Genomic DNA, 17178 nt, shown 5'->3' with positions numbered 1-17178 from the left:
TACACAGGAGGTATTTTCATTGAAAAAGAAATTATTAGCCAGTTTACTAGTAGTAGGTTTAGTTGCAACTAGTACACAAATGGCCGATGCAAAATCAACTCATACAATTAAAAAGGGAGAAACCCTTTCATCAATAAGCGATCAGTACGCGATCCCAACAGCGGCTATTAAAAGAAGTAATCAACTTTCTTCTAATAACATTGTTGCTGGTGAGTCATTAACGATTCCTACTAGTGTTTCAGCAAACGAAAAAGAATTGTTAGCACGCCTTGTTCACGCTGAAGCAAAAGGTGAGCCTTATGCAGGTAAAGTAGCTGTAGCAACCGTCGTATTAAACCGTGTGGATAGTGATCTATTCCCAGACAACGTAAACGACGTCGTATATGAGAGAAGCGCTTCAGGTCATTATGCCTTTTCACCAGTTCTTGATGGGTCAATCTCGAACAAAGCAGATAGTGAATCTATTCGCGCAGTAGAAGAAGCTCTTCAATTTAGAGGACAAGGACAAAACTCTTTATACTTCTACAACCCAGCAACGGCAACAAGTAAGTGGGTTTCCACTCGTGAGCAGACGCTTGTGATTGGTGATCACGTATTCGCTAAATAAGTCATACTCTTAAGACCCCAAAAAAAAGGGGTCTTTTTTCATAGCTTAAGCTGAAAGGCATAGGGAATAGGATAGGTAAGACAGAAAAAGGAGGATCCATCCATGGTACGTATAACCAAAACACCAACCCTACAGATGCATCGTGTCCTGCAGCACCGTTTACAAAATGCTGTGCGTCCAAATTCGGCAGCACCCGTTGAACCAGTATCCTCCATCGCTCCGGTCACAGAAGTAATATCAAATGAATCAGCCAATTATTTATATGATTATGAACGAAACGGATGGGTCAACCGACTCCGTACGACATTAAAGACCTTTTATCTAAAAGAACGGGCTCTGTGGAAGCATATTCGCAAGCAGCGGAGAACGATTGCTCAGTTTGAACAGTTTATTGATACATGGAATGAAACAGCCAAACAAATGGAGAAGCTTGAACAGTTGGGGTTATCCTTTCAAGGTGAATTACGAGCTTCCCTAAAGGAGCAATCAGACTCACTTTCAAAAGTGGGTATAACGGTTAATGGGTTAACTCTTGCCTTTCAAAGACAGACTACCCACCCTCACCATGAATGGATCGATCAATTGCAAACAGTAAAAGTCCAGCTGTACCAGACCTATCATAAACTCTTCACACTTACCTTTCAGGAATCTAGTTCTCCTTATGAACAAGGCCCTACTGAACTACAAGGTCTGATATATGAGAAACGTGGATAAACTTCTAAGACACAGTCGTGACGATCGACTGTGTCTTTTGCTACAATAAAGAAAGATTATAGACATGAGGAGACTCTACTAGATGAAAATACTTGCCTCTCATTTACAAATAGATTTTGATGGGTTGGCATCATTAATTGCTGCTAAAGCTTTGTACCCTGATGCTACTATTGTGCTGCCCTCACAACAGCAAGAGAGTGTGAAACATGTGCTTTCGTTATATCGAGATACATTTAGGGCTGAAGCAATTGAAAAAGTCAATTGGGATAAGGTCACGGACATTGTAATTGTTGATTCCTCGTCATTTAAACGATGCGGGATCCCTAAAGAAAAGCTTTCAGCGCTTAAAACGTTTACTATTTATGACCATCATCATACTGATCCAGACCCTACTCCAACCCAACTTGTTCAGGAGCCTGTTGGCGCTTGTGTGACTCTACTTATAGAGAAACTTCAAGAACAGGACTTCACATTAAAACCTTCAGAAGCATTATTACTAGGACTTGGATTATATAGTGATACAGGTTCCTTTCAACATGCGCAAACTACGGAGCGAGATTTAAACGCTGGTGCATACCTTCTATCTCAAGGGATGGATCTTGACGTGATGAAGCCATTTCTAGAAGACCATTTAACAGATACACAGGAGAGTTTGTATCAACAATTAAGTGAGTCTATTGAAACCCTTGATGAAGATGGATTACAGATCGCCATTTGTAATACCGTTTGCGAGTCATTCATTAGTGGGCTCGCTCCAATTACTGAACGATTAGTTAGCTCTCTTAAAGCAGATACCGTTTTATCTGTTGTGCAAATGGGGGCAAACACTTACATAACAGGCAGAAGTCAAACCATGCGCGTGAATATCAAAAAGATCATGACAGCGTTTGGAGGCGGTGGGCATCCTCAAGCAGCTGCGGCCTCAGTTAAAAAGGGAGCATTAAATGATGTTCTCAAACAAGTAAAAGCTGAGCTTTCTTCAGCCATTCAACCTGCTATTACTGCTGGCATGATCATGAGTTCTCCCGTTCATTCAATTGAAGAAAACTGCACCTTAGACGAAGCGGCCGATGCCTTAATACGGTATGGGCACACAGGTATGCCAGTCTTAAACTCAACAGGACAATTGTCGGGGGTTCTTTCGCGTAGAGACTTAGATAAAGCTCTACGACATGGCCTAGGACATTCCCCTATTCACTCTTACATGACAAAAGAGGTGCTTACCTTAGGTCCTGTGGCACCACTTGAAACCATTCAAGAGATGATGATTACTCATAATATTGGCCGTATTCCAATCTTAGATCATGAAACGGTTGTAGGCGTTGTGTCCAGGTCTGATGTCCTTTCTATTTTGCATGATGAAGCAAAACGTAAGCAATTTGAGTCAGAAGCTGAGCGGCTCTCCACTCATACCTTAAAAGAGGCATTAGCACAGCATTTTGATCCGACCATCTTTCATTTACTTGTACTAGTAGGTGAGTCCGCGAATGAGTATGGTTATAAAAGCTACTTAGTTGGAGGCGGTGTGCGTGATGTGTTACTTGGTCGCTCAAACGAGGATGTGGACATTGTCATCGAAGGAAATGCAATTGAATTTGGGGAAAAGCTAGTCGCTACTCATGGTGGTTGTACAAAGGCACATCAATCTTTTGGAACTACCACCTGGACTACACCATCAGGAATAAAGGTCGATCTTGCCACTGCACGTTCTGAGCACTATGAGCAGCCTGCTTTATTACCCGAGGTATCGCCATCAAGTATTAGAGAGGATTTATCAAGGCGAGACTTCACCATAAATGCCATGGCCATTAGTCTTCACCCTGATACATTCGGCGAGCTACTAGATCATTTTCAGGGTCAACGTGATTTAAAAAATGGACATATTCGTATTCTTCATTCACTCAGCTTTATTGAAGATCCAACGAGAATCTTCCGAGCCGTTCGTTTTGCCAATCGGTTTACTTATCAGCTTCACCCTGAGACGGAAACACTTGCAAAAGGAGCAAAATCCTCCTTACTTGGATTATCAGCAAGCCGAGTGATGCATGAGCTTGATCTCATGCAACAAGAAGATCAATTACGAACTTCTTTTCAAACATTAGATCAGCTTGATGTGTGGCTTACTCTTCTTAAGAGCGAATTGACTGAAAATAAGTGGATGCATATAGATCAACTAATGAAACACGGGCTTTCTGAGCCGTTTCTTTTTATGGCTGCATTATGTTATGAGGGGGATGGACATTTCGGTGAATCCATTGATTTCTATGCGTTAACAAGTAAAGATCAACGCTTGTTACGAACGGTTAGAGAAGCCGGAATCTATAAAGACATGGACCATCAAACGCTAGGCGAATGGCATAAGCAGCTCCACCATTTACCGGTGAGAGATCTTCTGTTCATAGCTACTAAACCTGACTTTGCGTATGGAGAGAAGATCGTAACGTATATTCAAAAGCGTGAGTCCTTACCTCCCCTTCTTGCGGGAAAAGACCTTGTAACTGACTTAGGCCTTGATCCTGGACCAATCTTTTCTTCCATCCTCACTAAAGTATATAGTCTTCAATTGGATGACAAGCTGCCATCCAAACAAGAGGCACTCGCGTGGGCCAAGGACTATTACGAAAAAACGCTGACTTAGTTTGAAGTCAGCTTTTTTCATTCTTATTGAATGATATTATCCAGAAGATGAGCTATATAGACTTCTATACTCGTAATCATAAAAAAGAAGGAGAAGATCGAATAAAATAACAGGAGCACTGCCAAGTACAGGGCTATTAATACAGGTTTTGTACGTTCTCTTTTTAAATAATAGACCTGAACAATATATAACAGAATCAAGACATAAACAGGAGTTGCCATACCAATGAAATACATAATGCTAGCTCCAAACGCCATGCCGCCAAACCCTAAGATACTTGCTTTAGTTAGAAGAGTTAATCCAATGAATACATTTATGAAGTGAATTAAAATTATTCTACTACTCTTTTTATTTTCCTTATCCATGTAATAATTCCTTTCATTGGATGATTTGTTTCCTCTTATTGTATGACTATATCTCCTTCATTACAACGACAATTAGAAATTGACGCTCTCTCTCGCTTCTCCTATACTAGTACCATTGCCTAACTTTCTTTAGAGGAGTTCGTCCACATGGATTTTGAAATACAGTTTTTATCATTTTATTTAATTACGGTAGATGGTCGAGATGAGCAAGCAGATAAACGATTTAAGCATTTTAAAACGCTCGACAAACACGAATTTGAGCATAGTGAAATGAAGGATTTTCTGGATGGTGAGCTCAAGAAAATTGTTAAGCGAAAGGCAGAGCATCACCCTAAGTCCGAACAAGTCCCTACTAAGATCGGTCACTTTGTTACAGAGCCCGGGCATCCACTTGAGTCAAATCCAAATTATGCATTATTGCATAAAACACGCTTCGCTGAGACAAAAGAAGACTTTAAGAATGTGAGCGAACAGCTTGTACGCATTTATTTAAATACGAGTGCCGTGCGTGGCGGAGTCTTTTTAGTAGCTACGGCCGTACCACGAAAATTCTTTGATGATTCGTTTGTATTTATTATGAAATGTGATTTTGAACCGAAAGTTGCTTCAATCGCCGATGAAGCCTCCCTTATTCAAAAAGTGGAATATGCCATTACAACAAAAAACATGAAGTCTATTCAGTATCCGTATATGCCTGAAGAAGGCATGCTTGAACATACAGAGGTGAAGATTCATCAGGCTTCTCACGCAAGGTACTTTGAAGATTTCTTGAAGTATGTGGAATACGGTGAATCCTTGCCAGTCATCATGAAAACCCAGGTAATGAATATGGTTCAGGAGCACGTGTACGAAACCTATGAGGAACAAAGCGAAGAACGTCAGAAGTTTGAGCACGACCTTGAAATTTGGGAAGGAAGTGAAACACGAGAGCTTCAGGAACGCTTAGATACGCATCAAGTGATGGAAGCCGCCGCTCAAATTGTGGATCACACACCAGAAGCTGAGATTAAGATGAAGGTTGGAGAAACGTCAATCAAAGGATTACTTGCGGACTTTGGGGAATCCATTCATCTTGGAAAAATAAATGGACGCTATGTGTTACTTTTAGATGCAGAAACCATTCAATTTGAAAAAGGCGTTTCCCCCATCGAATTTCATAAGCCTGATGACTTACACCACATTATTGAAAAACTTGCTCAAAAGCCGTCAAATCAATAATTAAAAAGAAGTCGAGATATAACAATAGTGCAGCGAGTAAAACTCAAACATAGCACAATATCCGCTACAGGAGAATCCCTCGCACCCACAAGAACGGCCTCAGCCCCTTTCGCAGTAAAAGCGCCGCTACAGTGTCTTCACCACGCTCTGTTCCGTAGGAGTCTCGGGTTCTCCTTCCGCTGATTCATTAAAAATCACAAATGGCGAATGATTCTGCAATTGAATCATTCGCCATTTTCTAATTGATTTTTAGTTATGCCACAAACTCTTTAATGGTTAGCTTGTTTTCAATTGTAGCTGAGACATTTCTTCGACAGCCTGCTTAATGCTACCGCTGTTTTGAATATAAAGTGAATGCCAGATTAAGAAACAAAGAATCGTCCATAGCTTACGGCTATTATCTCTCTTTCCTGCTGCATGTTCTTCAAGTAAAGCGAGAGCTTCTTTTTGATTAAAGATGGTCCCTGCTGCTTGGTTAATTGTTAAAATATCCTTTGCCCAATCGTATAGCTCATTTTTTAACCAATGACGAATTGGAACCGGGAATCCTAATTTTTTGCGGTTTAAGATCGAATCAGGAACCACGCCTTTAATCGCTTCACGAAGAACATACTTTGTTGTTCCGTTTGCAATTTTTGCTGATTCTGGAATACGACTTGCAACCTCAAATACCTCTTTATCTAAAAATGGTACACGTAACTCAAGCGAATGAGCCATCGTCATTCGGTCTGCCTTTACTAGAATATCTCCTGGTAACCACGTATGCAAATCAATATATTGCATTTTAGTTGAATCCGTATAGGAAATCGCTTTTTGATACAGCCCTTTTGTTAACTCAGTAAAGGAGTAATCATTGTGATACGTTCTTAGGATTTGCTCTTTCTCAAGTTCTGTAAAGATTTTCGCATTCCCAATATAACGCTCCTCTATTGGTGTTGTTCCTCGTAATAAATAGCTACGACCTCTCATCCCCTCAGGGAGTCCCAGCGCCATTTTATTTATAGTACGTTTCATTTGGTTTGGCCAACGATTAAAGTAACGAAGAGCTTGCGGCTCACGATAGATGTTATATCCACCAAATAGCTCGTCTGCGCCTTCACCTGATAAAACAACCTTCACATGCTTGCTTGCTTCCTTAGCAACAAAATAGAGAGGCACGGCTGCTGGGTCCGCAACTGGATCATCCATATGCCAGATGATCTTAGGTAGTTCACGGATGAATTCCTCAGGAGTAATGTGCTTATGAATATTCTCTACGCCTAACTTCTCGGCAGAATCTTTTGCAATATCGACTTCACTGAAGCCTTCATGGTCAAAACCTACCGTAAAGGTTTTTAAGTTCGGATTGTGTTCTTTAGCAAGAGCTACAATCGTAGTTGAGTCAATCCCACTTGAAAGGAATGCTCCTACAGGCACGTCACTACGCATATGCTTAGCTACTGAATCCTTTAACACATCAATGGTTTGCTTAGCGTAGCTTGACAGCGATTCGTTCCCTTGATGAAAGCTTTTTGTATAATAGGCTTTAATCTTAGCAGGTTGATCCTTTTTCTTCACCAGCATATGTCCTGGCTCAAGCTTTTGAACGGATGGTGCTAAGCTCATTGGCTCAGGAACGTACTGATACGTTAAATAGTGCTGTATGCCTTCCGTAGAAATCTCGAGTTGTGGGTCAATCATTCGAATACTTTTTAATTCAGAGGCGGCAATAAGTCTTTCACTTGTCTCTATGTAATAAAAAGGCTTAATGCCAAACGCATCACGTGCACAGAATAATTCTTCGCGCTCATCATCCCAGATCATAAACCCGAACATTCCTCTGAGTTCTTTCACACAGTCTTGTCCTTTTTGAGCGTATAATGCAACAATGACTTCTGTATCTGTATGTGTTTGAAATTCATATCCTGCTTCAATTAAATTGGCTCGAAGCTCCTTATAATTATAAATCTCACCGTTAAAGATAATGTGATATTTATTCTGATAAGACAACGGCTGCGTTCCATGCTCTAGATCAATGATACTTAACCGTTTAAACCCAAAAGATATATAATCATTTTTGTATGTCCCAGTGGAATCTGGTCCTCTATGATGAATCGCTTCAAGTGCCTCTAACCATTTATCTTCATGAATAAATGAAGCACCTCTTGTAATCATTTCACCAATAAATCCGCACATATCTGTTCCTCCAACTGATTAAATTCCAGATTGTCGCTACTCGAAAAAAGAGGACCTAACCTCTTTCTCCACATTTTAATTAGGCATCAATCCAGAACTCAATTACCTGTATTTACCTCAAATATTTCATTTGCGTTACAAACTATAACAATTTGTACACCTCATCTTACTTTATATGTTCTCTAAAGAAAACCCATTTTTCGATATTTTATATATTTTTTACAACAGAACAAGAGTTCGAGTGAAAATCTAAAAAAAGAGCGTCCTTTAGGACACCCTTTATTCATATTTTGTTCACTTATACCTATTTCTTAAACATACTTCTTAAAGATTAATGTCGCATTATGTCCACCAAAACCGAGTGAATTACTTAATACAGCATCAACCTCTGCATTTCGAGCTTTATTTGGAACATAGTCCAAATCACAATCGGGATCTGGTGTCTCATAGTTAATCGTTGGTGGTAATAGCTGCTCTGTAATTGCCTTGATTGAGAAGATCGCTTCTACAGCACCAGCTGCACCAAGCAAGTGACCTGTCATTGATTTAGTTGAGCTCACTGCCATATTGTAGGCATGCTCTTTAAAGACAGACTTAATGGCCATCGTTTCGAATTTCTCATTCATTGGAGTGCTTGTTCCGTGAGCATTAACATATTGAATGTCTTCAGGCTTAAGACCCGCATCATCCAATGCCATTTGAATCGCACGTGCTCCACCTTCTCCACCCGGAGCCGGAGCAGTAATATGATGAGCATCTCCTGAAGCACCATATCCAACAATCTCAGCATAAATGTGAGCACCACGTGCTTGGGCAGATTCTAAGCTTTCTAGAATAAGAATCCCTGATCCTTCTCCCATAACAAAACCATCACGGTTTGCATCAAAAGGTCTTGAAGCCGTAGCAGGATCCTCGTTATGCGTAACGGCTTTGGCTGAACAAAATCCAGCAATCGACATGTTTGTAATAGGCGCTTCTGCACCACCTGTAATCATGGCATCCGCATCTCCACGCTGAATAACCTTGAAGGCATCTCCGATAGAGTTTGTTCCACTTGCACAGGCTGTAACGGAGCAAGAGTTTACTCCTTTTGCCCCAGTTATGATGGAAACCTGACCAGACGCCATATCAGGAATTAACATCGGTACAAAGAATGGACTCACACGACGTTGACCCTTTTCAATAAAGTTATGGAATTGCTGCTCATACGTTTCCATTCCACCAATTCCTGAACCAATCCAAACACCAATACGAGGTGCGTTGGTCTCATTAATTTCAAGACCTGAATCTTTAAGTGCCATTAATGAAGCAGCGACCGCATATTGAGTAAAACGATCCATTTTTCTTGCTTCTTTCTTGTCCATAAATGAACCTGGGTCAAAGTCTGTAATTTCAGCAGCTACTTTCATTGGAAACGCATCTGCGTCCACTCGTGTCAGGGGACCTACTCCTGAAACACCTTCTTTGATTCCATTCCACGTTGACTCTACATCAAGTCCTAGCGGGGTGACAGCTCCCATTCCCGTTATAACTACTCTTTTCTTTTCCATTCTATCTACTCCTTTACGTAAGCTCTTATCTACCCCAGCGAAGCGCCACAGCGCCCCAGACTAAACCTGCACCAAATCCAACTAGCACAACGACATCTCCGTCTTTAATCTTGCCTTCATCTAATTCATCGACTAATGCCATTGGAATAGAAGCAGAAGATGTATTTCCGTATTTTTTAACAGTGACAGACATTTTATCAACTGGTAAATCTAATTTTTCACGTGCTGATTCCATAATTCGAATATTTGCTTGGTGTGGAATAAGGTAATCCACGTCTTCCTTTGTTAAACCCGCTTTATCAATTACTTTTAAAGAAGACTCACCCATTTGTCTTACAGCGAATTTAAATACCTCGCGCCCGTTCATTTCCATGAACTCGCCTTGTTTGTTAATGTGCATTGCGCCTCCGCCATCAGAGCCCAGATCAAAGGATAAAATTCCTTTTCCTTCTGACACAGGGCCAACAACAGCTGCACCAGATCCATCACCAAACAAAACAGCTGTGTTTCGATCGGACATATCTGTAATTGTAGAAAGCTTTTCTACACCTATTACTAAAACATTCTTATAGGCACCATTCTCAATGAACTGTTGCGCTGTGACAATTCCATAGATAAATCCTGCACATGCTGCACTGATGTCCATTGCAGAAGCATTTACTGCACCTAATCTCTTTTGAACAAGGGTGGATACTGTAGGAAAAGCCATATCCGGTGTGACGGTTGCGACTAGAATTAAGTCAATCTCTTCAGCCTTCACATTCGCTTGATCTAATGCCTTAACAGCTGATTCATATGCCATATCAGACGTTTTTACATCGTCTCCAGCAAATCGACGTTCCTCTATTCCCGTTCTTGTACGAATCCACTCGTCAGATGTATCTAAAACTTTCTCAAAATCCGCGTTTGTAAAAATTTGCTCTGGAATATAACTACCCATTCCCAGTATTCCCGCATTCGTCATGTCGCTTTCTCCTCTCACAACGAGCGCTCGCTCGATGTTTCGACAAATTCTTAGTACCTGATACTAATTTTACTGTAAACTTTGCTTTCTGTCTAGACTGAACCTGCGCTCAGATTCAATGCAAAGGGGCGAATACCCCTACACATCAGGCTCTTTTATACATACAGTAAAGGGAGGAGATGATTTTTTGTGAGTGAACAAGACAACAAACGTGAGAATCAAGGTGATTTCTTTTCAAACATGATGTTTGGACGAAGACCCGAACCACCTAAAGCGGAAAAGAAAGAGACAGAAACAAAGCAAGAGGCCAATCAAATTGAACAAGTCATTGAACTCGTGCAAGCACTTGGCCCCGTACTTGAACAATTTGCACCAGTTGCAACAGCTGCTAAATCGTACCTTTCAAAAAAACTAAAAAAATGGTCGTCTGAGTCAAAGACAGATGATCATAAAGAGTGAATCGATAATCCGAGGATACGATTCCTCTTTTTTTTATTCGTCACCTGCCATACGTTCCATTAATAGATGAAACCATTCTTCCATCTCTTTTTTCAAATGGGCTTCTTTTTCATTGGCTGGCGTAATCGTTTGAACGTCTTCATATGTCTGAAGAAATCCTTCAATGTCATGTAGTCTAAGCTGAGCTAATCCGATATATACAAATACACGCATTTGCTTTGCATCTCCAGCTCTCATGATTTCTGCAAATGGTTGAAGCTTTTCCAGTCCTTCTTTATCTTTCTTATCTCTTATTAGTTCTATTCCCTTTTTCATTTCCTCGCCAAGCGCTTTTAACTTCGCTTCTTTATCCATCAAGCTCCATCCTTTCTATAGAAAAAGACTCAAAACGTCTACCGCTCGAGTCTCATATATTTATTCGTTGTTGTCTGCTTCTTCTTTTCCTAACTCATACGCTTCTGTCATCACTTTTAGAAAAAGCTCCATCATCGGCTGTAAATCTTCAAAACCTAGTTCAATTCCTTTTTCTTGGAAAAACGCTTGTCCTTCAGGAAGATGCTTCATTGCAATCTGCATTAATTTCATATTAAGCTCTGGATTCGTCATGCCCTCACCTCGGTCATTATTTTCTATACAAAGATACTATGTGAGTTTGTGAATCGCAAGTTTTAAGGTCAGTCGTTTCTATATAGAGTAATAATACATTTCTTTGAGCAAATCCGCTCCGGGAGAATCCTCCGCTTTCCACGGGTACGGCCTCAGCCTCTTACGCGGAAGTTCACCGCTACAGAGTCTTCACCGCGTACTGTATCCGTTGGAGTCTACGGTTCTCCCTTCGCTAGTTTACAGCTTTAAGACTAATGACTCGGTTAGAATCATTAGTCTTTTGTAGTTCATAATAAACTAGAACTAAATTAACCTTCCTTAACTCAACCCTCGTTGCTCAGTCAGATCCACAATTTTAACGCTCATTACTTTAGAGAGATTAACGATTTCTCCTTTAATGGTCCACCAGTTTCCTTGGGCCTGAGTGATCTCGTCTTCTAATTGTTGATAGGATTCTTTTGAAATCATAATTTGTTTTGAACTTGAATTCTCGAATTCGAATGTAATAATAAAGTCGTGCATGTCTCATCTCTCCAATCTTTTTGTTCACTACTCCCCTTCTAAATACGAGAGAGCCTATAGATGAGTTTCACTAAAATGAGGAATCTTAAACTTCAGATGAATTCACTCTCAATTATTGCTATAATAGAGGGCAGTGTGCATAGGAATGAAATAGGCCCAACTGATAGAAATGAGGACGGATCATGAATTATAAAGAATCGGTGAAAACAAGACGTACATTTGCCATCATCTCTCACCCCGATGCCGGGAAAACCACGTTAACAGAGAAACTCTTGTTATTTGGTGGAGCCATCAGGGAAGCTGGTACCGTAAAAGGTCGCAAAAACAGTAAGCATGCAGTGAGTGACTGGATGGAGATTGAGAAACAGCGTGGAATCTCAGTAACGAGTTCTGTGCTTGAGTTTGAGTATGATGGATATAATGTCAATATATTAGATACCCCTGGTCACCAGGATTTCAGTGAAGATACGTATCGGACGCTAACAGCTGCCGATTCAGCAACGATGCTAATTGATGCTGCCAAAGGGGTAGAGGCACAAACAAAGAAGCTTTTTAAAGTATGTCGGATGCGTGGCATTCCCATCTTTACATTTATGAATAAATTGGATCGTCAAGGTCGTGATCCATTTGAATTAATGGAAGAGCTTGAGGACTTACTTGGTATTCGTTCCTATCCAATGGGTTGGCCAATTGGTATGGGTCAATCGTTCTCTGGAGTATATGACCGTCATGAAAAGAAATTAGAGTTATATAACCCTAAGAATCCAAAAGACATCGATGTTATCCAATTAACAGGGCCAGATGACCCTAAATTGGATGAGGCAATTAACGATGAGCAGCTCGTTGCCCAATTCCGTGAAGAAATTGAGCTTCTAGATGTTGCAGGTGATGAATACGATGCCGAGCTTATTGCTAAAGGCGAGCTTACACCCATGTTCTTCGGAAGTGCTGTATCAAGCTTTGGTGTACAAACGTATCTTGAGCATATGTTAACTCTCGCACCTAGCCCAGTTCCTCGCGAGAGCTCAAAAGGTATGATTGATCCACTTGAGCATGAGAAATTCTCTGGGTTCATCTTTAAGATTCAGGCAAATATGAACCCTGCTCACCGTGACCGAATTGCATTTTTACGTATCACTTCCGGAAAGTTTGAACGGGGGATGACCGTTAAGCATGTTCGGATCGGTAAAAACATGAAGCTGGCTCAACCAACACAATTACTTGCTCAATCAAGAAGTATTGTAGAAGAAGCGTACGCAGGAGATATCCTTGGGTTGTTTGATCCAGGAAACCTACGTATTGGAGATACACTTGTTGAGGGAGATACTTTTGAATTTGCAGAGATGCCTCACTTCTCTCCAGAGCACTTTAGTGCCATTTCTGTTAAAGAAGCGCTAAAGCATAAATCCTTTGAAAAAGGCATTCATCAGTTAACTGAAGAAGGAGCCATTCAGCTGTTTAAGACGTATAATCGTTTTGCAGAACAACAAATTGTTGGTGTAGTTGGTGTGCTTCAGTTTGAAGTATTAGAGCAACGATTAAAAAGCGAATATCACGTAGATATTCAACTGGACCGTCTTCCATTTACCTTTGCTCGTTGGGTTGTTGGACCAGTTGAAGCATTTGAGAAATTTAAGAAAGCCCAGAAAAACTTAGTAACAGATCGTGATTCTAGAATTGTTGCGTTATTTGAAAATGAATTTCAAATGCGTACAGCGCAGGAGAAATATCCAGAGCTTACCTTCCATGAGAACTCATTCTTCAAAGCTGAAGAGTAAGAATAAAAAACCTAAAGAGCCGGCTTCAACCGGATGCTTTAGGTTTTTTGCTTTATCGACAAGATTCTACTCAAATTGCAATACTCCACATGTACAATGTAAGAAAAAGGAGGAATTTATATGAGCACTTTCTTAAAACAGATTCACCACGTACAATTAGCTGCACCTATTGGATCCGAAGATGAGGCTCGAGCGTTTTACACAAAGGTACTAGGATTTACTGAAGTGGAAAAGCCTGCTGAAATGAAGAAAAACGGCGGATGTTGGTTTGAGCAAGGAGATATTTCTTTACATATTGGGATTGAAACACCGTTTGTTCCTGCCGAAAAAGCTCATCCTGCGTTTTACACAGAGGACCTTGAAGCCATCGTCCTGCACCTCGAAACGTTTGGCGTAAAAGTAGAATTTGATACGCGTTATCCAGGCTATAAACGCTTTTACGTTTTTGATCCCTTCCAAAATCGAATTGAAATCCTGCAGAAAAAATAAGCTATCTTAATCTATTCCGTCTTTGAACATGCTCTTCCTGTAGTCGTATTCCCTCTTCAATTGGGACTGACGCCCTAAATTGTAATTGTTCTTCTGCCTTTTTTGGAGAGAGTGAGGACCTTGTTTGAGACTCTTTTAAAAGGTCTTCTCTTGCTCCAAGTAATCTCGCTCCAATAAACCATTGGTCACGTTTTCCAGAAGTTAAATGATAAACACCAGATTGATCTCTTTGGATTGCAGCGTGAACAAATCCTTTTGCAACATCTGTCACATAAAGAGCATCTAATGTCGATCGATCTTTATAGATGTCGTCCTCATGATTTAGTAATTGAGCAAATGTCATATCAGCTCGTTGCCACGGTCCATACACCGTTGGTAATCGAAGAATCAAATATCTCAGTTGGTGTGCATTTGCTTCTTTTATAATGCTTTGCTCGAGCTCATATTTAATGAGTCCATACGGTGAAGTCGGTTGTGGCGGCGTTTCTTCTGTGATAAGACCTGGAACGTCTCCATAAACTTCAACGGTGGATGGAAAAACCACCATCGCTTCCTTTTTCATTGATTGACTAATGGTTTGAATCCACTTTGTCGCTTGCTGAACCGTTTGATTTTTTAATTGCCATTTGCTTTCAAGGGAAACAGGCGATGCCATATGATAGACAGTATCTGCTTCTGATATTAATGCAAACAACCTTTCGTCTTCATGATCCAAATCTCCTTGTATCCATTCAAACGAGGCGTTACGCCCCATGTACAACAACTTTTCATCCATCATTAGGTTTTCACGTGGATCTTGTTTCTCAACACAAACCACCTCCACGCTATTCTCTAAAAGCTCCTGACAAATATGGTATCCAAGAAAACCTAAGCCTCCAAGAACAACAGCCTTTCGCACATACATTCTCCTTTCAATAGCTTTGACCCTCTCTGTTGAACAAAGAGGGTCATAAAATCCGTTCGTGTTTCTGAAAGAACTGAACAGTTGGTTCACTAATCGCATCGAAACGTCTTGTTGAGCTAAAAAGCTTTAATTGCACGGACTGCTTGAGCCTTAACAGGTCTCCCTCTAGTTTTCTTGAATGATTAGGGAGAGGGTACCGCCTTTCATTTACTTGGTGAATTAACAGAAGAGGCGGCCACACTTTATGAAGCGGTGGGTTTGAAATATGACGAACCCATTGATGATTAATTCGTTCTGGCTTTACTCCATACGCTTGAGATAATTCATGCTTTAATTTTTTATAATACAGCTTGTTCTGACACTCAAATTCATAATAAGCTTCTAAATAAATACAAGGGTTAAAAAACAACATAGACCGGATAGCCGTTCGACCTCGTGAAACTAATTTTAAAGCAGTGATAGCTCCCGTTCCTTCAGCTAACAGGTGAATGTGTTTGTTTAAGATCTCTGTTTTAAGAAGGTGCTGGACAAGCTGTTCGCAATACGTACTTGCAGCTTCGTTTCCCCATTGCTTTGGATCTAACTCCGATGTAAAAACGGTGTATCCACTAGCAAGTAAATAATCAAGAAACTGCCTTTTCTCAGGGTGATTCTCCCAAATACAGCTTGACTCTTCAACCGTTCCATTTTGTCCACTTAACAAATAAACAGCAAAGCCATTCGGCTGTTCAGGAAGAAATTTAACATTCCATTTGCCCTTCCACTTAAAATATCGTACGTCAACCATCGTGCATTCTCCTAATCATGACACTTATTGCTCTGGTTAGCGTATGCATCCGTGAACCATTGTGGACCACCTATCTAAGAAATAGGGACAGCTCTCCCCCTTTTTTCTCTTATCTATCCATTATGCAGAAAACCAATTAATTAGAATTTGTCCACTAAAAAACCCTAGTAAAAGAGTGATCCTTTTACTAGGGTTTTACAAGAGGTTATGGTTTTCGTTTGTACGTCCATTTGCGATCCTGGTTTGTTAATTCTGGAAAGGTGTCACCAGCTTTTAACTGAACAGATTGTGGTGCATTAACGGTACTACCTGTTTCACCAATTTCAACATAAATTCCATTATTGGGTGCTTTTTGCCCCGCAATAAATTGACGACTTTGTCCCAAAAGAATCCCCTCCTCTTGGTTAGTATGCCCTTCTTAAGCCGTTATGCATGCAGAAGGTTTAACCAATTAAAGCAGCTAGAATCGCTTGCTGTGCATGAAGGCGATTTTCTGCTTGATCATAGACAAATGAATGCTTTCCATCAATCACGCCGGAAGTTACTTCTTCTCCGCGGTGAGCAGGAAGACAGTGTAAGAACATATAGTCCTCTTTCGCTGATGTGAGGAGAGCTTCATTCACCTGGTATTTGGCTAGTGATTGCTCTCTAGTTGTTTGTTCTGCTTCAAAGCCCATGCTAGCCCACACATCGGTATAAATCACATCAGCTTCTTTTGCTGCCGCGGCAGGATCGTTTGTCTCTTCAATAATCGCACCAGTCTGCTTGGCAATCTCACGTACTCTTGCCACTATCTCCTGATCTGCTTTATGTTCATCTGGAGTAGCTAATACAACATGCATTCCCATCTTCGCTCCTGCCACTAAAAGGGAGTGCGCGACATTGTTTCCATCACCAAAGTAAGCAAGCTTAAGCCCTGCAAGCGTTTGTTTATGCTCAAGAATAGTCAGAAGATCTGCCACAGCTTGACATGGGTGGTACGCATCTGTTAATGCATTAATTACCGGCACCGTAGCATAATGGGCAAATTCTTCAACAAGCTCATGTGAATTCGTACGAATCATAATGGCATCAAGATAACGTGAAAGAACCTGAGCCGTGTCCCTTACTGGTTCACCTCTGCCGATTTGCAGATCACGCGGACTTAAAAACAATGCGTGACCTCCCATTTGTGTTAAACCGACTTCAAACGAAACACGTGTACGAGTTGAAGAATTCTCAAAGATCATACCAAGTGATTTATCTGCGAGAACCCCTTTTTTTGTCTCGGGGTTCTCTTTAAAAGACTTAGCCGATTGAAGCAACTGCTTGATCTCATCTGGAGTGTAATCAAACAACGTTAGAAAATCACGGCCTGTTAATGTGTGAGCTGATATTTCAGTAGTCTGTGACATGTTTTCTC

18 protein-coding genes are annotated in these 17178 nt (G+C 40.7%); 7 read left to right on the top strand and 11 right to left on the bottom strand.

Annotated elements, in window-relative coordinates; all coding sequences use genetic code 11:
* Positions 1-79 precede the first annotated feature (79 nt).
* The 3 genes from JNO66_RS16765 (at position 80) to JNO66_RS16755 (ending at position 3959) form a co-directional block, all read left to right on the top strand.
* On the top strand, positions 80-607 hold the full coding sequence (locus JNO66_RS16765) for a cell wall hydrolase (protein WP_203090275.1): 528 nt from the start codon (positions 80-82) through the stop codon (positions 605-607).
* Positions 608-709: 102 nt separating this feature from the next.
* On the top strand, positions 710-1321 hold the full coding sequence (locus JNO66_RS16760) for a hypothetical protein (protein WP_203090173.1): 612 nt from the start codon (positions 710-712) through the stop codon (positions 1319-1321).
* 82 nt (positions 1322-1403) lie between these two features.
* The gene (locus JNO66_RS16755; RefSeq protein WP_203090170.1) at positions 1404-3959 is read left to right on the top strand and encodes a CBS domain-containing protein; all 2556 of its coding nucleotides are present in this window, start codon (positions 1404-1406) and stop codon (positions 3957-3959) included.
* A 23-nt stretch (positions 3960-3982) separates the two neighbouring features.
* On the opposite strand, the gene JNO66_RS16750 is transcribed toward JNO66_RS16755, so the two are convergent.
* Positions 3983-4216: a hypothetical protein gene (locus JNO66_RS16750; protein ID WP_203090154.1), complete on the bottom strand. Its 234-nt coding sequence runs from the start codon at positions 4214-4216 to the stop codon at positions 3983-3985.
* Between the two features lie 255 nt (positions 4217-4471).
* On the opposite strand from JNO66_RS16750, the gene JNO66_RS16745 reads away from it, so the two are divergent.
* The gene (locus tag JNO66_RS16745; RefSeq protein ID WP_203090151.1) at positions 4472-5542 is read left to right on the top strand and encodes a DUF3900 domain-containing protein; all 1071 of its coding nucleotides are present in this window, start codon (positions 4472-4474) and stop codon (positions 5540-5542) included.
* Positions 5543-5818: 276 nt separating this feature from the next.
* Here the strand turns inward: JNO66_RS16745 and asnB are convergent, their stop codons facing one another.
* From asnB to JNO66_RS16730, 3 genes are all read right to left on the bottom strand, one after another.
* Positions 5819-7717 carry an asparagine synthase (glutamine-hydrolyzing) gene (gene asnB, locus JNO66_RS16740; protein WP_203090148.1) on the bottom strand — a complete coding sequence of 633 codons (1899 nt, stop codon included), beginning with the start codon at positions 7715-7717 and terminating at the stop codon, positions 5819-5821.
* Positions 7718-8028: 311 nt separating this feature from the next.
* Positions 8029-9267, bottom strand: a complete 1239-nt coding sequence (gene fabF / locus JNO66_RS16735) for a beta-ketoacyl-ACP synthase II (protein ID WP_203090145.1) — start codon at positions 9265-9267, stop codon at positions 8029-8031.
* A 25-nt stretch (positions 9268-9292) separates the two neighbouring features.
* Entirely contained in the window at positions 9293-10231 is a 939-nt protein-coding gene (locus JNO66_RS16730; protein ID WP_203090143.1) for a beta-ketoacyl-ACP synthase III, read from the bottom strand.
* Positions 10232-10420: 189 nt separating this feature from the next.
* Here JNO66_RS16730 and JNO66_RS16725 point away from each other — a divergent pair, with 189 nt between their 5' ends.
* A complete protein-coding gene (locus JNO66_RS16725; protein ID WP_203090140.1) occupies positions 10421-10690 on the top strand; it encodes a hypothetical protein in 270 nt (89 codons plus the stop codon).
* 33 nt (positions 10691-10723) lie between these two features.
* Here the strand turns inward: JNO66_RS16725 and JNO66_RS16720 are convergent, their stop codons facing one another.
* The 3 genes from JNO66_RS16720 to JNO66_RS16710 form a co-directional block, all read right to left on the bottom strand.
* Entirely contained in the window at positions 10724-11044 is a 321-nt protein-coding gene (locus JNO66_RS16720) for a hypothetical protein (protein WP_203090138.1), read from the bottom strand.
* Positions 11045-11104: 60 nt separating this feature from the next.
* Positions 11105-11275: a ComZ family protein gene (locus JNO66_RS16715; protein ID WP_276511930.1), complete on the bottom strand. Its 171-nt coding sequence runs from the start codon at positions 11273-11275 to the stop codon at positions 11105-11107.
* Positions 11276-11614: 339 nt separating this feature from the next.
* Complete coding sequence (locus JNO66_RS16710) at positions 11615-11818, bottom strand: hypothetical protein (protein ID WP_203090134.1); 204 nt, start codon at positions 11816-11818, stop codon at positions 11615-11617.
* 182 nt (positions 11819-12000) lie between these two features.
* Here JNO66_RS16710 and JNO66_RS16705 point away from each other — a divergent pair, with 182 nt between their 5' ends.
* Positions 12001-13596 carry a peptide chain release factor 3 gene (locus JNO66_RS16705; RefSeq protein WP_203090133.1) on the top strand — a complete coding sequence of 532 codons (1596 nt, stop codon included), beginning with the start codon at positions 12001-12003 and terminating at the stop codon, positions 13594-13596.
* A 120-nt stretch (positions 13597-13716) separates the two neighbouring features.
* The gene (locus tag JNO66_RS16700; protein ID WP_203090131.1) at positions 13717-14085 is read left to right on the top strand and encodes a VOC family protein; all 369 of its coding nucleotides are present in this window, start codon (positions 13717-13719) and stop codon (positions 14083-14085) included.
* Between the two features lies 1 nt (position 14086).
* Here the strand turns inward: JNO66_RS16700 and JNO66_RS16695 are convergent, their stop codons facing one another.
* The 4 genes from JNO66_RS16695 to argF form a co-directional block, all read right to left on the bottom strand.
* Entirely contained in the window at positions 14087-14983 is an 897-nt protein-coding gene (locus JNO66_RS16695) for an NAD-dependent epimerase/dehydratase family protein (RefSeq protein WP_203090129.1), read from the bottom strand.
* A 49-nt stretch (positions 14984-15032) separates the two neighbouring features.
* On the bottom strand, positions 15033-15776 hold the full coding sequence (locus JNO66_RS16690) for a hypothetical protein (protein ID WP_203090127.1): 744 nt from the start codon (positions 15774-15776) through the stop codon (positions 15033-15035).
* Positions 15777-15981: 205 nt separating this feature from the next.
* Positions 15982-16167 (bottom strand): YjzC family protein, encoded by a 186-nt coding sequence (locus JNO66_RS16685; RefSeq protein WP_203090273.1) that lies wholly within the window; start codon positions 16165-16167, stop codon positions 15982-15984.
* A 52-nt stretch (positions 16168-16219) separates the two neighbouring features.
* Positions 16220-17170 carry an ornithine carbamoyltransferase gene (gene argF, locus JNO66_RS16680; RefSeq protein ID WP_203090124.1) on the bottom strand — a complete coding sequence of 317 codons (951 nt, stop codon included), beginning with the start codon at positions 17168-17170 and terminating at the stop codon, positions 16220-16222.
* Positions 17171-17178 lie beyond the last annotated feature (8 nt).

The organism is Alkalicoccobacillus gibsonii, assembly GCF_016798245.1.
Taxonomy (GTDB): domain Bacteria; phylum Bacillota; class Bacilli; order Bacillales; family Bacillaceae_D; genus Alkalicoccobacillus; species Alkalicoccobacillus gibsonii.
Note: the sequence above shows the minus strand (reverse complement) of the source record. Positions and strands in the feature narration are given on the sequence as shown.